The sequence below is a fragment of the Streptodolium elevatio genome, assembly GCF_053592165.1.
In genome coordinates, this window is the sequence record NZ_JBSFVE010000004.1 from 219,953 (window position 1) to 236,816 (window position 16,864).

The window sequence follows — 16,864 nt, forward strand, 5'->3', positions numbered from 1 at the left end:
GGGCAGGTCCGGGGTCGAGCATGGCGGACTGATCGAAACTGCGCGCCACGTCGTCAACACATACCGGACGTTGGTCCCGGTTCGGCGCGACCTTCGCCACGATGCCTGCCCGTGTCGGACCGATACGTCAGGATGATGATCATGCATCTCGAGGAGTGGCGGCACACCGGGGAGTACTTCGACCTGCTGGTTGCGGGCAACACCCCGGAGATGACGCGCTTCCTGGGCGGCCCCGAGCCCGAGGCCAAGCTGCGCGAGCGGCACCTCCGGTACGCGGACCTCGCCGACACCGAGGCGGGCCGCATGTTCGGCATCCGCGCGGACGAGGCCGACGGCCCGGGCGGGGCCGCGAGTGGGGCCGAGGGCGGCGGGAGTCCGGCGCTCGCCGGCTCGGTCGGCTACTGGGAACGCGAATGGCTCGGCACGACGGTGTGGGAGGCAGGCTGGGCGGTGCTGCCCGCGTTCCAGGGCCGCGGCCTCGCCGTCGCGGCCGTCGTCGCGCTGCTGGACCACGCGCGGGCGGACGGGCGGCACCGGCTGCTGCACGCGTACCCGAAGGTGGACCACCCCGCGTCGAACGGGGTGTGCCGCAAGGCCGGGTTCACGCTGCTCGGCCCGGCCGATTTCGAGTACCCGCCGGGCAATCCGATCCGGTGCAACGACTGGCAGTTCGTGCTCAGAGCGGGGTGACCGACCGCCGCGGCGGCGGACTCAGCCCTCGCTTTCCCGCAGGCGGGCGAGCAGGATGGACAAGTAGCTCCCGGCCGGGTCCCTGACCGCGGTGAGCAGCGTGACGTTGCCCTTGGCGACCGCCGCGCGCAGCCGCTCCAGACCCTCGCGCTCGGTGTAGCCGTCGAGTTCGTCGGTGTACCGGACGGCGAACTCGGCGGCGCGCCCCTCGGGATCGGCGTGGAACCACTTGCGGAGCTCGGTCGAGGGGGCGACCTCCTTGGCCCACACGTCGACGGCGGCCTTCTCCTTGCTGATGCCGCGCGGCCACAGCCGGTCGACGAGGACGCGGAGGCCGTCGTCGGGACCGGGAGCGTCGTACACCCGTGCGACGCGGTAGCCGGTCGGTAGTTCGGGGACCTCGGCGAGACGTTTGGTCATACCCCGAGTATCGGTCGGACGGCCCCGCGACACCCCGGCGACACAGCACTGATCGATAATGCGGGGGCATGGCGTCGGCCGTGCCCCCGAACAGCACGAAAGAGAGCCGAATGACCTTGGACCAGAAGGACGCCGAAACCACCGGCGTCGTGCGCGACGAGATGGGCATAGCCCTGGTCGCACACGACGGCTGCAAGGCCGAGATGGTCGCGTGGGCGGGCGAGCACCGCGAGATCCTGGGACGCCACCGGCTCTACGCGACCGGGACCACCGGCGGCTTGGTCGCGGAGGCGACCGGCCTGCCGGTGGTGCGCTTCCGCAGCGGACCGCTCGGCGGCGACCAGCAGGTCGGCGCCCGTATCGCCGAGGGTGACGTCGACCTGCTGGTGTTCTTCTGGGACGCGCTGACCGCGCAGCCGCACGAGCCCGACGTACGGGCGCTCCTGCGCCTGGCGGTGCTGGCCAACGTGCCCGTCGCCTGCAACCGGGCGACGGCCGACCTGGTGATCACATCGCCGCAGTTGGGCGGCGACCACCGCGTGCACGTGGACAGCCGGCTGGCGGGCCGCGTCGCGTCCTGAGGCGTCAGAACATGCCGTTGTCGTGCGGCAGCCTGGGCGGCACGGGGGTCAGGACGTCCCAGTGCTCGACGATGAAGCCGCCGCCCGCGCCGCTGCCGTCGACGCGGAAGAGGTCGTGGAACGCGTACGGGCTGCCGCCGAGACTGCCGGACGACAGGGTGTAGACGAACTCGCCCTCGGCCACCACGCGGTGCACCCGGTCGTAACGCGGCACGAGGCCCTGCGCGCGCATCGCGGCGGACGCCGCACCCAGGCCGGCGATGCCGTCGCCGGTGCCGGGGTTGTGCTGGGCGAAGTCGTCGGCGTGGACGAACTCGGCTATCCGGTCGTACTCGCGGTCGATCAGCACGGTGCGCAGGAACGTTTCACCAACCTGACGGCTGGTGGCCCGTTGACCCGGACGGGTGACGAGCGTGGGCCCGTCGGTCTGCGAGCGGCCGCTCACCGTGGCCCCGGCCTCGGGGGTCAGGGCGTCCCAGTGCTCGGCGATCCGGCCGTCCGCGACGCGGAAGAGGTCGAACGCCACCAGGGGCCGCGGGCCGAGCCCGTGGTAGGTGCCGTGCATGAGCACCAGGTCCCCGTCGGAGAGCAGGCGGGCGCAGGCGTACGAGAAGGTCTCCGGCAGCGCCGCCACATGCGCGCGCAGCGCTTCCGGCCCGTCGCCGAGCAGCGCGCTGTGCTGCCGGAAACCGGGTGTGACCAGGCGCGCGACGGCGTCCGGGTCGCGCTTGCCGAACATTTCGTCAACGGCTTGGGTGACCACGTCCTTGGGTCCCTGGGGCATCATCGGCACCGCTCCTCACGCTCTGCCCGCCCCCGACAGCGGGTGATCACTGTGTGCGACTCATCGTGGCGCAAGGTCACGCCACCGTCATCCCGAGAAAGGTGTCACGGGGGTCGTGCAGGTTCGCGGGGTCGCGCGGAATCGGGGGCGCGGGGGCTCGGGAATGTGGGGGTTGGGGTTGTGTTGTGGGTGGTGTGACTTCGTTTTCGCGCAGTACGCGCCTCTCGGTGCTGGATCGGTCGCGCACGCGGCGGGGCGAGGCGTACCCCGAGGCGCTGCGGGCGACCGTCGAGTTCGCGCGGCAGGCCGAGGACCTCGGCTACCACCGATTCTGGGTGTCCGAGCACCACGCGGTGCCCGGCGTCGCCGGGTCCGCGCCGACCGTCCTGGCCTCCGCGGTGGCCGCCGCGACGCGGCGGATCCGGGTGGGCACCGGCGGCGTCATGCTGCCGAACCACCGGCCCATCGTGGTCGCCGAGCAGTTCGGCGTGCTGGAGTCGCTGTTCCCCGGCCGTATCGACATGGGCCTGGGCCGCTCACTGGGCTTCACCGACGGCATCCGCCGCGCACTGGGCCGGGACAAGTCGGCGGCCGCCGAGTTCCCGGAGCAACTGGCCGAGCTGCTGGGCTACTTCACGGGCGACCAAAGCACGTACCCCGATGTGCACGCGCGGCCTGCCGAGGGGCTGCGGCCGGCGCCGTTCGTGCTGGCGACGGGCGAGGGCGCGGGGTTCGCCGCGGACGCCGGGCTGCCGCTGGTGATCGCGGCGTTCGGCGGCGAGGAGCGGATGCTGCGGTCGATCGACGCGTACCGCGTGGCCTTCCGGTCGTCGGTGTGGGCGCGGGAGCCGTACGTCGTGGTGTCGGGCAGCGTCGCGGTGGCCGACAGCGAGCGCGAGGCCGAGGAGCTGCTGCTGCCCGAAGCATGGTCGGCGGCGTACTCGCGCACTCATGGGGTGTTCCCGCCGCTGGTGTCGGTGGGCGAGATTCGCGCGACGGCGATGACGTCGCGCGAGCGGGCGTACCTGGAGGAGTCGCTGCGCGGCCACATCCGCGGCACCGACGAGCAGGTCGCCGACGAGCTGGCCCGTCTCGTCGCGGTGAGCGGGGCGGACGAATTCCTGGTGACGACGAGCACGTTCGACCGCGCCGCGCAGTTGGCGGCGTACGCGCGGCTCGCCCGGGTGATGCGCCTGTCCGGCGCGACCGCCGCGGCAGCCTGACGCCGCCCTCTTGTCCGCAGTCCTCTTGCCCTCGTCAAGAAAACCTGTTTTCCTGGCTCGGCCGCCGCACCGCGCACCGCAGCACCCGCGAGGAGAGCCGACCATGAAGTACGCCGAGATCGAACGCCCCGCCGACGGGGTCGCCCTGGTCCGGCTCAACCGCCCCGACCGGCTCAACGCGCTCAGCGCGACCCTGGTGTCGGACGTCTACACCGCCTTCCGCACGCTGAACCGGGAGCGCGGCATCCGGGCGATCGTCCTGACCGGGGCCGGCCGCGGGTTCTGCTCGGGCGCCGACCTGAGCGGCGACCCGGACCACGCGCCGGACGCCGAGGGGCGTGGCAAGGTCGGCCTCGTCTACCGGTCGCAGGAGCACCTGGTCGACATGATCCTCGCCGTGCACGAGTGCGAGAAGCCGGTCATCGCTGCGGTGCACGGGGCCGCCGTGGGCGGCGGTCTCGCCCTCGCCCTGGCCTCCGACCTGCGCGTCGCCGACGCCACGGCCAAGTTCGGCTCGGTGTTCATCAAGGTGGGCCTGTCGTCCGCCGACGTGGGCACGTCGTACCTGCTGCCGCGCCTGGTCGGGCCCACGCGCGCCGCCGAACTGATGCTGACCGGCCGCCACTTCACCGCCGACGAGGCCGACCGCTTCGGCATGCTGAACGCGCTCACGCCGGCGGGTGGGCACGTGGACGCGGCGCTGGAGCTCGCGGGTCAGATCGCGCAGAACTCCGAGTACGGCGTGTGGATGACGAAGAAGGGCCTGTGGGCGGGCGTCGAGGCCAACAGCCTGCGGCAGCAGTTGGAACTGGAGAACCGCACGCAGGTTCTCGGCACGTTCACCGGCAACATGACCGAGGCCGCCGTCGCGTTCCGCGAACGCCGCGCGCCCGTCTGGCAGGACATGTAGCGCGGCGAGCGGATCGCCCGCGGGACGTGGATCCCCGCGATGGGGATCATTCGGGCGATCCGCACCCCGCACACCCCACTCCCTTCGATTAGTCGAATGGCCTGTTCGACAATATGGCCGCGTGTCACAATGCCGCCATGCCGACGCCCTCAGTGAGCCGCGTACGCGGCTACAGCCACATCGGAATCGGGGTCGACGACCTTGACGCCGCCCGTGCGTTCTACATCGGCCTGCTCGGCTTCGAGGAACTTCCGCGCCCGGACCTCGGTCCGGGCATGTGGCTGCGCATCGGAGACCTCCAGCTGCACTTCGTGGGGACGGACGACATGCCCACCCCCGGCGGAGGCCTTCCTGGGCCCGCTGGCTCCGCGTACACCGACCGGCGTCCCTGTCGGCGACGTACCGGCCGACGGCCTCGACCCCTGATGGACCCCTGATCGAGTCCTGATCGGGAGTCGATCAACCCCTGGTCGCCTCGGGGCTCTTGCGGCCCTCGGTGACCAGGGGCAGGAACAGCGTGTCGACGATCTCCTCGATCACCGCGTCCGCTACGGGGCGGAAGGTCATGAAGAACTCCTGCTTCAGGAGGTCGAACGGCAGCGACTTCATGCGCTCGGTCACGTGCGCCGGATCGATCTCGCCGCGCGCGAAGGCTCGTTCGAAGATGTCGTCGAGGAGGTTGCGCCGCCCCGCCTTCGCGAATTCGCGCAGGTCGGCCGGACTGGTGCCGGTCTCCTGGTATTAGGCCGCCATCTGGATGCTCATGATCGTGGCGAGGTGCGCGCGCGTGGCGTTGATCCGCCGGAGCAGCCCGATCATGTCGCTGCGCAGCGAACCGGTGTCGGGCGCTTCGCTGTGCCTGCTGCTGCCCGGCCGCACGCCGGCGGGCGGCGCACCGGGCGCGGCCCGGCCGGTCCCCGACTCCCCCACGAAATCCGAGTCGGCCGGACGGAGCTGACGGCCTACCGCGTAGCGGACTAGTCCGGTACGCCGATGAGTTCGACCCTTTCGTCCACGCCGACCGTGCCCGCGGTGCCTCCGGTGGCGCGCTCGTCGGAACGGGCCGTTTCGGGCTCGGCGGCCGGGGGCTTCTCGTCCGCGCACACCGTCCCCTCGGGCGGCAGCACGCCGTCCGCGAGGTAGCGGACGACCGCGTCCCGTGCGCAGTTGCTGCGGCCGAACGCGGTGTGGCCCTCGGCCTGGAACGTCAACAGGCGGGCGTTGTCGAGCAGTCCGGCCAGCGCGACGGCGTCCTGGTACGGGGTGTCCGGGTCACCGGTCGTCCCGAGGACCAGCAGCGGTGCCGAACCCTGCGCGGTGTACGGGCCTTCGTGCCGGCTCGCCCGCTCGGCGGGCCAACGGGTGCACGCAGGTGCGTGGTTGTGGTCATAGGTCGGCGGGCCGTACGCCATCGCCGGACCGAGCAGCGGCGCCCGGCGTGACGCCAGGCCCAGCTGCGCGGCGAGGCGGAAGTCCCCTTCGGGGTAGATGCGGTCGTTGCACTCGACGACGACGTTCGGGGTCAGGAACGCGAAGGAGCCCGGCGACGGCGGCGCGAGGAGGAACGACGCGGGGTCGCGCGCCTCCGCGCGGGCCAGCGCGGCCGCCAGGTCGGGCCAGTCGACGCGGCCGCCGTTGATGTTGAACATCAGGCGGTAGACGAGGGTGTACCCGTTCGCCGTGCCCTTGCCGGGGATCGGCACGGGGTTCGCGTCGAGCGAGCGTACGAGCCGGTCGAAGGCCCCGCGCGGATCACCGCCGCCGAACGCGCAGGCGTCCGGGGTCGCGCCGCACCAGTCGAGCAGGCGCCCGGCCGCCGCGTCGAGCGCGAGGAACTGCGCGCGGTCGGAGCTGTACGGGCGTTCGGTGTGCGCGATCGGGTCGTAGGCGCCGTCCAGCGCCATCGCCCGGACGCGCGTCGGGAACGCGTCGGCGTACACCGTGCCGACGAAGGAACCGAACGAGCGCCCGTAGAACGAGAGTTGCCGTTCGCCGAGAGCCTCGCGGACGAGGTCGAGGTCGCGGGCGACATATCCGGTGCCGACGTAAGAAACGCGGTCGGCGGAGTTGCGCAGGCAGGCCGCGTTGAAGTCCTCGGCCTCGGCGACGGCCCGCTCCAGCCCGTCGGCGCCCGGCTGCCCGAGGGCCCGCGTCACCGCCTGGGAGTACTGGGCGTCGTCCCAGCAGCGCAGCTGGGCCGCGCGGCCGATGCCGCGGGCGTCGAAGCCGAGGACGTCGAAGCGGTCGCGCAGTTCGGCGGGGAGGTCGGCGTAGTTCCCGCGGACGAAGTCGACGCCGGAGTTGCCGGGGCCGCCCGGCTGGAGGACCAGGGTGCCGATGCGGCGGGCGGGGTCCGCGGCCCGCACGCGTACGAGCGGGAGGTCGAGCGTGGCGCCACCGGGGTCGCGGTAGTCGAGCGGCACGCGCGCGGTGGCGCATTCGTACGGGGTTCCGGGTGCCTGGGGCGCCTCGCATCCCGTCCAGGTCAGCGCGGGCGGGCGGGGCGTCTCGGGCGGCGCCGCGGGGTCGACCGCGGTGACGGGCGAGGCGAGCAGCGCGAGGGCGGCGAGGGCGGCGGCGATCACGCTCTGATGCCATCACAGCACCGGCCCGAAGTCCCGCAGGCGTCACCCGTACGGAAACATCTTCTTGAAAAGTAACTTCATATGAAGATACTTGTCTCGGAACCGACACCCCGTCAGCCGGAGGCCCGAGGCTCCGTCCGGCAGCTTGGGAGGAGAACACGATGACGTGGCAGCCCGCCCCCGCCGACCCCTGGGTCCGCGACGTGAACCGGGGCGCGGTCCCCTTGCTGTCCGCCGAGTACGGCCACCCGCTGGACGCCGACGAACTGCTCGGCGAGGCCCGGGCCCGTACCGGACTCGACGACTTCGGCGACTTCGACGGCGGCGGCTTCGAGGAGCCGCTGCGGCTGCTGGTGCACGCGCTGGAGACAGAGGGCCGCTTGAACCTGCTCGGCCGCTACGAGGTGCGGCAGCAGATCCTGCGCCTCCTGGAGGTCCGGCTCCAGCTCGCCCGCCAACTCCGCGACGACCCCGGGGTGCTGGACGAGCCGGTCACCGCGCCCCTGTTCGTCACCGGAGCGCCGCGTACCGGCACCTCCATCCTGCACGCCCTGCTGTCGCGCGACCCCGCCAACCGAGTGCCCGAGAGCTGGGAGTTCCTGCGCCCGGTGCCGCCGCCGGACCCGGCGACCCGGGACACCGACCCCCGCATCGCGCTGGTCGACCGCGAACTGCGGCTCACCGCGATGATCGCCCCCGGCTTCGACGCGATGCACGAGCGCGGGGCGCGCATGCCCAAGGAATGCATCTCGGCACAGGCGATCGCGTTCCGCTCGGAGGACTTCCCGGGGAAGTTCCGGGTCCCGTCGTACGCGGCCTGGCTCGCGTCGTGCGACATGGGCCCGGCGTACCGCGCACACCGCGTGGTGCTGCAAGTGCTCCAGCGCCGCACCGGCGCGCCCCCGCAGTGGGTGCTCAAGGCGCCGCCGCACCTGGGCACGCTGGACGCCCTGCTCGCCGCCTACCCGGACGCACGCGTCGCGGTCACGCACCGCGACCCGGTCAAGGTCCTCGGCTCGCTCGGCAGCCTGCTGGCCACCATCCACGCCACCCACAGCGACGACGTGGACGCCGCCGAACTGGCAGGTACCCAGGTGGACTTCTACGCCGACGTGCTGGCCCGGTACACGGCGCTGCGGCGGGTCGGCAAGATCGACGACACGGTCTTCCACGACTCGCACTATGCGGACTTCCTGACGGACCCGCTCGGCACGGTCGAGGCCCTGTACGCGCACTTCGGCCGCACCCTGGACGACGGCGCGCGCTCGGCGATGGCCGGCTACCTCGCCGGCCGGCCGCGCGGAAAGCACGGCGCGCACTCGTACTCGCTCGCGGACTTCGGCCTCGACGCCGCCGCGGTGCGGGCGCGATTCGCGGACTACCAGGAGTACTTCGCGGTGCCGGAGGAGGGCGGTCGGGCATGAGCACACGGGACGCGAACGCGGCACCGGAACGCGGCGGCGAGGCGGCGGCGGCATGGCGCGACTTCTGCGGCCGCATGGCGGAGGTCGGGGAACGCATACTGGCCCCGGAGTTCCCCGGCTCGGAGACCGAACGGGCCGAGGGGTTCCGGCACCTGGCGAACCAGGTCGCGTGCTGGCTGACGTACCAGCTCGGTTCGACCGACGCACGCCACCCGGCGCTGTTCACGCACAACAACCTCGTGTACCGCTGGGGCGGCCCCAACGTCGACCAGAACGCGCGCCGTGCGCCGGTCACCGCGGACGGCGTGTACCGGCTGTCCGTCGTGATGAACTCCTGCGAGAAGTTCATCGTGCAGGTCAAGCCCGGCAACATGCACATGGGCGTACGCGGCGTCCTCGCCGAGGTCGACTCCGCCGCCCTCGGCCTCGGTCCCGGCGACACGGCCGAGATCGTGCTCTCCGCGGAACGCCCCGCCGGACACGACGGCCCGTGGATCGAACTGGCCCCGGCCGCAACGCTCCTGCACGTACGCGACTACTACTACGACTGGCAGCCCGCGCAGCCGGCGATGTTCGCCCTCGAACGCCTCGACACCGCCGACCGGCCGCGCACCCCGCCGACCGGCGCGGACATCGCCCGACTCCTGGACGGCGCGGCGTCCATGGTCGAGAACTCGATCACCTACTGGAACGACTGGGTGGAACGCACCGCCACCGCGCAGCCGCCCAACACCTTCTCCGTCCCCGCCTTCGTGGAGGGCGGCGTCCAGGACATCGTGTACGCCTTCTGCGACGTCCGCCTCGGCCCCGACGAAGCCCTGCTCGTCACCGTCGCCCCCGACCAATCCGACCAGTGGAACGCCCAGTTGCAGTCCATCGGCTGGTTCGAGTCGCTGGACTTCGCGCACCGCCCCACGTCGGTCAACCAGCACCAGGCACACCGCAACCCGGACGGCACCGCCACCCTCGTGGTCGCCGGCCGCGATCCGGGAACCCCCAACTGGCTCGACACCGAAGGGCGCGAGCGGGTCTTCTGCACACAGCGTTGGACCGGCCCGCGCGAACAGCCGCACCTGACCGCCGAACTGGTCGGCCTTGACCGGGTGTTCGACCGCCTTCCGGCCGGAACTCCCCGTATCTCCCCGGCGGAGCGCACCACGGAGATCCGTCGGCGCGCCGAACACGTCGCGTGGCGCTTCCGCGCCTGAAACAGCGGAGCCCGGCCGGTACAGGGGTCCGGCCGGGCTCCGTTCCCGCTCCAACCGAGGCCGCCGCCGAACCCCCACCACCACGACGCGCGATGTCCGCGAGGACGGCGATCAGGACCGGGCCGGTCACCGACGTGGCGATCGAGCGAACGCGCCGCCCCGTGGGAGACACCCCCCGGGTGGCACCGCCAGAAGTGTCTCGACGTCCTGTCGGGGAGCCCGCGGGCCGTGCTGCGGGCGGCACGGCCGTGACGCGTCGGCTCGGGAGGCCGCGCAAGGCCCAAGCGTGCCACGGTTCGCAGGCCCGGCGGGATTTTGACGACACGGCGTAGCAGAGGGGGATGCGGTGTGGAATGTGTTCGGCGTACCCGAGCGCGGGCGGGCGGGAAGTCCGCGCGGCGGTACCCGGAGGGGCCGTGCGGCCTCACCGGGATGCGATGATGGCCGACCGGTGCCCCCGCTGCCCGGTATTGCGTACGTCGTCTGCGAAGGACCCCCACCATGACCTCCCCCACCCCCGCGCCCGCCGGATCCCCCGCCGTCACCGCCGCCGATCGTGCCGCCGCCGGCACGGTGCTCGCGCGCGAGGCCGCACGGTTCGCCGGACTCGGGTGGATGCGCGGTACGTCGGGCAACCTGTCCGTCGTCATATCGCACGACCCGGTGCGCCTCGCGGTCACCGCGAGCGGCCTCGACAAGGGCGAACTGGGCCCGGACGACCTGGTCGTGGTGGACGGCGCCGGCGTCCCGGTCGCCGCCGACCAGGGGCCCGGCACGCCGCGCAAGCCGTCCGCGGAGGCGGCCCTGCACGCGCGCGTCGTGGCCCTCACGGACGCCCGGGCGGTCTTCCACGTGCACACGCTGCAGGGCGTGCAGGCGGGCGCGCGCTGGCCGGGCGGCGTCGAGTTGTCCGACTTGGAGATGCTGAAGGGCATCGGACGCTCCGCGCACGACGAGAAGGTCGTGATCCCGGTCATCGCCAACAGCCAGGACATGGCGGTACTCGGCGACCGCCTGGAGGCCGCGATGGTCGAGGGTGTCCCGGCGGTGATCGTCGCGTCGCACGGCATGTACGTCTGGGGCAAGGACCCCATGCAGGCGCGGCACCACGTCGAGATCGTGCAGTGGCTCCTGGAGTACAAGGTCGCCACGGGCTGACCTGCCCCGAACAACGAACCACGCCCGACCTGCTCGACTGACCTGCTCGACTGACCTGCTCGACTGATCTGCCCGGCGGAAACAGCCCGAGCGGACGTACCCGACCCCTCTGCGCGACCGGCCCGGCCGACCGTGCCGCCGGGGAGCCGCCTTGGCGCTTCCCCGGCGAGTGTTGCCTGGTGCGGGTGTCAGGTGCGCGGCTCGGTGACTCCCCGCTCGCTGACGATGGCGTTGATGAGCCGGGCCGGCGTGACGTCGAAGGCGGGGTTGAAGGCGCGCGAGCCCTCGGGGGCCACGCGGACGCCGCCCCACTCCAGGACCTCGCTCTCCGGGCGCTCCTCGATCTCGATCGCGTCGCCGTGCGGCGTCGCGGGGTCGAAGGTGGTCTGCGGCGCGGCCACGACGAAGGGGATGCCCGCGTCGGCGCAGGCCAGCGCGACGCCGACCGAGCCGATCTTGTTCGCGGTGTCGCCGTTGGCCGCTATTCGGTCCGCGCCTATGACGGCGACGTCGACGAGGCCGCGCAGGATCGTACTGGCCGCGGCGCCGTCCGGCTGGACGAAGTGCGGGATGCCCTCCTGGTCCAGCTCCCAGGCCGTCAGCCGCGACCCTTGCAGGAGCGGGCGGGTCTCGTCGGCGTAGACGACTTCCAGGACCCCGCGCTCGTGCAGTTCGCGGATGATGCCCAGGGCGGTGCCCCACCCGGCGGTCGCGAGCGACCCGGTGTTGCAGTGCGTCAGGACCCGCAGCGGTCGGCGCTCGACGTGCGCCAGGATCCAGTCGGCGCCGTTGGCACCGATCGCCTTGTTGGCCGCGACGTCCTCGCGTACGACCGCCTCGGCCTCCGCGACGACGGCCGCGACGCCCTTCGGTACCAGCGGCAGCACGCGGTCGACTCCGCCGGCCAGGTTGACCGCGGTCGGCCGGGCATCCCGAATGCGCGAAACGGCGTCGCGCAATGTGTCCTCGCTCCACCCTTCGCGCTCGGCCTGGAGCATGGCGATCGCCACACCGAACGCACCCGAGGCGCCGAGTGCGGGGGCGCCGCGTACCGCGAGCCGCCGGATCGCGTCGATCAGCGTGTCGACGTCGGTGACGTCCAGGCGCACGATCTCGCGCGGCAGCGCGGTCTGGTCGATGAGGTGAAGTCCCTTGCCGTGCCAGGCAAGCGAGCGTACTTCGATGGCCACGGGCGATTCCCCTGCGGTGCGGTCGGGCGGCGGTCGGCCGGCGGGGTGGGGTCCGGCATTACATCGATCGTATGACCAGGTTGTTAACGGGACGTAACCGTATTCGCCGTCACGCTGCCCGCATGCTGGACATATTGACCACCTGGCGAGACGGGGTGATAGGTTCCCGGAAATCCGCCTGATGTGATCATCACATCGGCGTCCCGTCGTCCTCAGAGAGGGGGTCAGCCGTGGCCGAGTCGCCCCGCATCCGCGCGAACGCACAGGTCGGAAACGCGTACGTCGTATACGACGTCATCGACGCACTCATGCATTCCCACGGCTGCCCGATGGCGTGCGTACTCCCGCCCCTCGCCCCCGGCCGCTCCGTCGCCGCCGCGTCGCCCCGCCGCCGCTGTTCCTGCCGCTGAAGCATCGTGCGCGCGCCAACGCAGAGCCGGTCGTCATCAGCGGATCCCCCGAAGACAAGTACCTCCATGGCGCGGCCCGCTCCCGCGCGCAACGTTCCCGAACAGCTGAGGACCCCCATGTACAGCAAGACCTCCCGCCGCCTGGCGTTCACCGCCGTCGCCGTCACCACCGCCCTGGCCGCGACCGCGTGCAACGCCTCGAGCGACGACGACAAGGCCTCCGGCACCGGCGGGTCCGGTGACAAGTCGCTCGTCCTGGTGACGCCCGAGCCCGTCGGCCTCAACGACTTCCTCAAGCTCGCGAAGCAGGGCACCGAGTCGGCCGCCAAGAAGCTCGGCGGCTCGGCCTCCACCCTGGAGAGCAAGGACCCGACGGCGATCCAGCAGAACGTGGAGAGCGCGGTACGCAAGAAGCCCGCCGTCGTCGTCGCGGTCGGCTTCGAGTTCGACGACGTCATCGCGCAGCAGGCCGAGGCCAACCCGCAGCAGCAGTTCCTGCTGGTCGACTCCTGCACCAAGAAGTCCTACCCGAACGTGACCTGCGCGGTGTTCCGCGAGCACGAGGGCGCCTTCCTGGCCGGCGCCGAGGCGGGCCTGCTGACCAAGACCGGCAAGGTCGGCGCGGTCGTCGCGGTCGACTCGCCGCAGATCCGCCGCTTCTCCGACCCGTTCGGCGCGGGCGCCAAGCACACCAAGGCGACCTCCGAGTTCACCCAGGTCTTCGTGGGCGGCCAGAACCCGTTCAACGACCCGGCGCGCGCCAAGGAGCAGACCACCTCGCTCAAGACGAAGGACGTCGACATCGTCATGGGCGCCGCGTCCGCCGCGGGCAACCTCGGGGTCTTCGACGCCGCGAAGGCCAACGGCCAGCAGGCTTTCGGCGTCGACGTCAACCAGTGCGGCAAGGCCGTCGGCACGGTCGTCGACAACGTGATCAAGCACACGGACGTCGCGATCGAGAAGGCCGTCGAGCAGATCGACGGCGGCAAGCCCGGCGGCATCTCCTCGTACGGCGTGCAGGAGGGCGGCATCACGCTGACCAGCCTGGAGCCGAACGTCGCGTCGTCGCAGTGCACGATCGCCGAGCACCCGGACGTCATCAAGGCCGTCACCGACCTGCGCGACCAGATCGTCTCGGGCAAGCTCACCGTCGCCGACCCGGTCGCGGCGAAGTAGCCCCGGCGGTTCCGGCAGTACAGGCAGTTACAAGCAGCACAAGCAGTCCACGCGGTTTCAGCAGTACAGGCGGTGCAAGCGGTGCCGACCCGGTGCCGCGGCCGGAGGCGTCCCCCTCCGGCCGCGGCACCGGCGGCGCATCGCGGCGCGGTACCCAGGTTCCGAACGGAAGTCGACAGATGACCGATACGTCCACTCGTCCCGGCGCGTCCTCGGACTCCTCCGCGGTGCCCGAGGTGGAACTGCGCGGCATCGTCAAGCGGTTCCCCGGGGTGCTGGCCTGCGACCGCGTCGACCTCGCCGTCGCGACCGGCGAGGTGCACGCGCTCATGGGGGAGAACGGCGCCGGCAAGTCCACCCTGATGTCCGTGCTGTACGGCCTCCAGCGCCCGGAGGACGGACAGGTCCTCCTGCGCGGCACCGCACACCGCTTCACCTCGCCGCTCCAGGCCATCGACGCCGGACTCGGCATGGTCCACCAGGGCTTCAAGCTGTTCCCGTCGCTGTCCGTCACCGAGAACGTCGTCTACGGCTCGGAGCCGCTGCGCCGCGGCTTCGTGGACCGCGCGGCCGCCCGGGCGCGCGTCGCCGAACTCGTCGAGCGCCACGGCCTCCAGGTGCCGCCGGACGCCCGCGTCGGCGACCTTCCGGTGGGTGTGCAGCAGCGCGTCGAGATCCTCAAGCTGCTCTACCGCGACGCCCGCGTCCTGATCCTCGACGAGCCCACCGCGGTCCTGACCCCGGCCGAGGCCGACCGGCTGCTCGACGTCGTACGCGGCCTCGCCGCCGCCGACCGCACCGTGCTCCTGGTCACCCACAAGCTCCACGAGGTCATGGCGGTCAGCGACCACGTCACGGTGCTGCGCGACGGCCGCGTCACGGCCCGCCTGACCACCGCCGACACCGACCCGGCCGCGATCGCGGCGGCGATGACCGGGCGCGAGATCGACCTCGACAAGCGGCATCCGGCGGGCCGTCCCGCCGACGAGGTGCTCGCCGTCGAGGACCTGACCGTCGCCGCCGCGCAGCGCGAAGCCCAGCCGCTCGTCGACGGGGTGTCGCTGCGGGTGCGCGCGGGGGAGATCGTCGGCATCGCGGGAGTGGCCGGCAACGGGCAGAGCGAACTCGTCGAGGCGCTGGCCGGGTTGCGCCCGGCCCGCGAGGGACGTGTGGTGGTCGCCGGCACGGAGGTCGCGTCCGGCGGCAAGGGCGTGAGCGTCGCGCGCCGCCGGGCCGCGGGGCTCGCGTACGTCCCCGAGGACCGCGGCGAGGTCGGCGCCGCCCGTACCGCGCCGCTCGCCGACAACCTCGCGATGGGCTTCCACCGCCGTGCCCCGATAGCCGGACGCGGCGGGCTGCTGCGGCGCGCCGCGATCCGCGCGCACGCCGCCCGGGTCGTCGAACGCTTCGGCGTGAAGGCCGCGTCCGGGGCGGTGCCGATCGGCACGTTGTCCGGCGGCAACCAGCAGAAGGCGATCCTGGGCCGCGAGATCACCCACGACGCGCCGCTGCTGATCGTCGAACAGCCCACGCGCGGCGTGGACATCGGCTCGATCGAGAACATCCACGCCCGGCTGGTCGAGTACCGCGACGCCGGCCACGGCATCCTGCTGGTGTCGGCCGAGCTGAGCGAGATCCTCACGCTCTCGGACCGCGTCCTCGTGATGTACGAGGGCCGCGTCGTCGCCGACCTGCCGCGCGCCGAGGCCGACTTGGCCACCGTCGGCCTCGCGATGGCCGGCGGCACCCCGGGTACCCCCGACGCGTCCGATGCCTCCGACAACTCCGCAGCCGCCGGGGTGTTCCCCGACACCCCCGACTCGCCCGCGTCCCCCGACTTCCCCGCCTCGGCCTCCTCCGACGCCGAGACCCGCCGCCCGACAGAGCGCGATGCCGACCATGACTGACCACAAGCGTCCCTCCCCCGGTGCGTCCCAAGGCGCCGGAGTCGTCCTCGGGTTCGCGCGCCGCGCCGTGTTCTCCCCCGTCACCGCCGCGATCGTGGCCGCCTTCGTGGTCGGGGCGATCATCCTGGCGTCGACGGGTGCCGACCCGTTCGCCGCCTACCAGGCGATCTTCGAGACCTCGCTCGGCGGCGAGGGCATCAGCGACACCGCCACCAAGTCGATCCCGATCGTCGGCATGGCGGTCGCGCTCGCGATTCCGCTGCGCGCGGGGCTCGTGAACCTGGGCGGCGACGGGCAGTTGGTCCTCGGCGCGCTGGCCGCGGCCGTGGTGGGCCTTTACTCGCCGTTCCCGGCGCCGGTCACCGTCGTGCTCGCCCTGCTGGCCGGGATCCTGGCCGGCGGCCTGTGGGCCTCGCTGGCCGCACTGCTGGAAATCACGTGCGGCGTGCCGCTGCTGGTCAGCAGCCTGCTGATGAGCTACCCGGCGATCTCGCTGGTGTCCTACCTGATCCGCTTCCACCTGCTGGAGAAGGGCTCGGGCATCCCGCAGTCCGAGCGGCTGCCGGACAGCGTACGGCTGCCCGAGTTCGCCACCGACGGCGGACTGGGCACCGGCATCAGCATCGGCATCTTCCTGGTCCTGGCCGCCGCGCTGGTGTTCGCGTTCGTCGAGTCCCGCACGTCCGCCGGGTTCGAGCTGCGCATGACGGGCCGCGGCGCGCGGTTCTCGGCGTATGCCGGTGTCGACCGACCGCGCCTGACGATCCGTCTGATGTTCGCGTCCGGCGGCCTCGCCGGGCTGGTCGGGGCGATCATGGTGCTCGGGTTCCCGTACCGGCTGACGGACGGCGCGCTGACCACTCCCGCGTACACCTGGACCGGACTGCTCGCGGCACTGCTCGCGGCCGCCTCCCCGATCGGCACCATCGTCGCCGGCTTCTTCTTCGCGGCGCTGACCGTGGGCGGCTTCGGCATGGAGCAGGAGACGGCCGTGCCGCAGCAGCTGACCTCGGTGCTCCAGGCGGTCATCATCCTGTTCCTGGCGGTGCGCACCGGGGTGTTCGCGAAGGGCGCGTGGCTGCGCGGCCGCCGCCCGGGACGAATACCGCCGGGCGCGGAACCCTCCGCCGCCGGACCACCGCACATCGGGCCGCCGAGCACCGAGTCTCCCGTGCCCGCCGAGACCGGAGGCCGGTGA

17 protein-coding genes are annotated in these 16,864 nt (G+C 72.4%); 11 read left to right on the forward strand and 6 right to left on the reverse strand.

Features of this window, described 5'->3' with window-relative positions; genetic code table 11:
* The first annotated feature begins 141 nt into the window (after positions 1-141).
* Positions 142-690 (forward strand): GNAT family N-acetyltransferase, encoded by a 549-nt coding sequence (locus ACWD12_RS10730; protein ID WP_450099225.1) that lies wholly within the window; start codon positions 142-144, stop codon positions 688-690.
* A gap of 21 nt (positions 691-711) precedes the next feature.
* Here ACWD12_RS10730 and ACWD12_RS10735 read toward each other — a convergent pair whose 3' ends face one another.
* Entirely contained in the window at positions 712-1,110 is a 399-nt protein-coding gene (locus ACWD12_RS10735) for a DUF488 domain-containing protein (protein ID WP_450099226.1), read from the reverse strand.
* Positions 1,111-1,220: 110 nt separating this feature from the next.
* On the opposite strand from ACWD12_RS10735, the gene ACWD12_RS10740 reads away from it, so the two are divergent.
* Positions 1,221-1,691 carry a methylglyoxal synthase gene (locus ACWD12_RS10740; RefSeq protein WP_358349070.1) on the forward strand — a complete coding sequence of 157 codons (471 nt, stop codon included), beginning with the start codon at positions 1,221-1,223 and terminating at the stop codon, positions 1,689-1,691.
* A 4-nt stretch (positions 1,692-1,695) separates the two neighbouring features.
* On the opposite strand, the gene ACWD12_RS10745 is transcribed toward ACWD12_RS10740, so the two are convergent.
* Positions 1,696-2,478 carry a nuclear transport factor 2 family protein gene (locus tag ACWD12_RS10745; protein WP_450099227.1) on the reverse strand — a complete coding sequence of 261 codons (783 nt, stop codon included), beginning with the start codon at positions 2,476-2,478 and terminating at the stop codon, positions 1,696-1,698.
* A gap of 224 nt (positions 2,479-2,702) precedes the next feature.
* Between ACWD12_RS10745 and ACWD12_RS10750 the strand changes: the two genes are divergently transcribed.
* The 3 genes from ACWD12_RS10750 (at position 2,703) to ACWD12_RS10760 (ending at position 5,045) form a co-directional block, all read left to right on the forward strand.
* Positions 2,703-3,698 (forward strand): LLM class flavin-dependent oxidoreductase, encoded by a 996-nt coding sequence (locus ACWD12_RS10750; protein WP_450099228.1) that lies wholly within the window; start codon positions 2,703-2,705, stop codon positions 3,696-3,698.
* A gap of 103 nt (positions 3,699-3,801) precedes the next feature.
* Positions 3,802-4,608: an enoyl-CoA hydratase/isomerase family protein gene (locus ACWD12_RS10755; RefSeq protein ID WP_450099229.1), complete on the forward strand. Its 807-nt coding sequence runs from the start codon at positions 3,802-3,804 to the stop codon at positions 4,606-4,608.
* Positions 4,609-4,745: 137 nt separating this feature from the next.
* Entirely contained in the window at positions 4,746-5,045 is a 300-nt protein-coding gene (locus tag ACWD12_RS10760) for a VOC family protein (RefSeq protein WP_450099230.1), read from the forward strand.
* 22 nt (positions 5,046-5,067) lie between these two features.
* Here the strand turns inward: ACWD12_RS10760 and ACWD12_RS10765 are convergent, their stop codons facing one another.
* From ACWD12_RS10765 to ACWD12_RS10775, 3 genes are read right to left on the reverse strand one after another with little or no spacing between them, the layout of a single operon-like run.
* Positions 5,068-5,319 carry a TetR-like C-terminal domain-containing protein gene (locus ACWD12_RS10765; protein ID WP_450099379.1) on the reverse strand — a complete coding sequence of 84 codons (252 nt, stop codon included), beginning with the start codon at positions 5,317-5,319 and terminating at the stop codon, positions 5,068-5,070.
* 30 nt (positions 5,320-5,349) lie between these two features.
* A complete protein-coding gene (locus ACWD12_RS10770; RefSeq protein WP_450099231.1) occupies positions 5,350-5,538 on the reverse strand; it encodes a hypothetical protein in 189 nt (62 codons plus the stop codon).
* 47 nt (positions 5,539-5,585) lie between these two features.
* Complete coding sequence (locus ACWD12_RS10775) at positions 5,586-7,193, reverse strand: alpha/beta hydrolase (protein WP_450099232.1); 1,608 nt, start codon at positions 7,191-7,193, stop codon at positions 5,586-5,588.
* Between the two features lie 161 nt (positions 7,194-7,354).
* Here ACWD12_RS10775 and ACWD12_RS10780 point away from each other — a divergent pair, with 161 nt between their 5' ends.
* The 3 genes from ACWD12_RS10780 (at position 7,355) to mtnB (ending at position 10,983) form a co-directional block, all read left to right on the forward strand.
* Positions 7,355-8,617: a sulfotransferase family protein gene (locus tag ACWD12_RS10780; RefSeq protein ID WP_450099233.1), complete on the forward strand. Its 1,263-nt coding sequence runs from the start codon at positions 7,355-7,357 to the stop codon at positions 8,615-8,617.
* Positions 8,614-9,825 carry a hypothetical protein gene (locus tag ACWD12_RS10785; RefSeq protein WP_450099234.1) on the forward strand — a complete coding sequence of 404 codons (1,212 nt, stop codon included), beginning with the start codon at positions 8,614-8,616 and terminating at the stop codon, positions 9,823-9,825. The genes ACWD12_RS10780 and ACWD12_RS10785 overlap by 4 nt, the downstream gene beginning before the upstream one ends.
* A 501-nt stretch (positions 9,826-10,326) precedes the next feature.
* Positions 10,327-10,983 carry a methylthioribulose 1-phosphate dehydratase gene (gene mtnB, locus ACWD12_RS10790; RefSeq protein WP_358349094.1) on the forward strand — a complete coding sequence of 219 codons (657 nt, stop codon included), beginning with the start codon at positions 10,327-10,329 and terminating at the stop codon, positions 10,981-10,983.
* A gap of 188 nt (positions 10,984-11,171) precedes the next feature.
* Here mtnB and mtnA read toward each other — a convergent pair whose 3' ends face one another.
* Positions 11,172-12,173: an S-methyl-5-thioribose-1-phosphate isomerase gene (mtnA, locus tag ACWD12_RS10795; RefSeq protein ID WP_450099235.1), complete on the reverse strand. Its 1,002-nt coding sequence runs from the start codon at positions 12,171-12,173 to the stop codon at positions 11,172-11,174.
* A 527-nt stretch (positions 12,174-12,700) separates the two neighbouring features.
* Between mtnA and ACWD12_RS10800 the strand changes: the two genes are divergently transcribed.
* The 3 genes from ACWD12_RS10800 (at position 12,701) to ACWD12_RS10810 (ending at position 16,864) form a co-directional block, all read left to right on the forward strand.
* Entirely contained in the window at positions 12,701-13,759 is a 1,059-nt protein-coding gene (locus tag ACWD12_RS10800; RefSeq protein WP_358349100.1) for a BMP family ABC transporter substrate-binding protein, read from the forward strand.
* A gap of 179 nt (positions 13,760-13,938) precedes the next feature.
* Positions 13,939-15,666 (forward strand): ABC transporter ATP-binding protein, encoded by a 1,728-nt coding sequence (locus ACWD12_RS10805; protein WP_450099236.1) that lies wholly within the window; start codon positions 13,939-13,941, stop codon positions 15,664-15,666.
* A complete protein-coding gene (locus tag ACWD12_RS10810) occupies positions 15,659-16,864 on the forward strand; it encodes an ABC transporter permease (RefSeq protein WP_450099237.1) in 1,206 nt (401 codons plus the stop codon). The genes ACWD12_RS10805 and ACWD12_RS10810 overlap by 8 nt, the downstream gene beginning before the upstream one ends.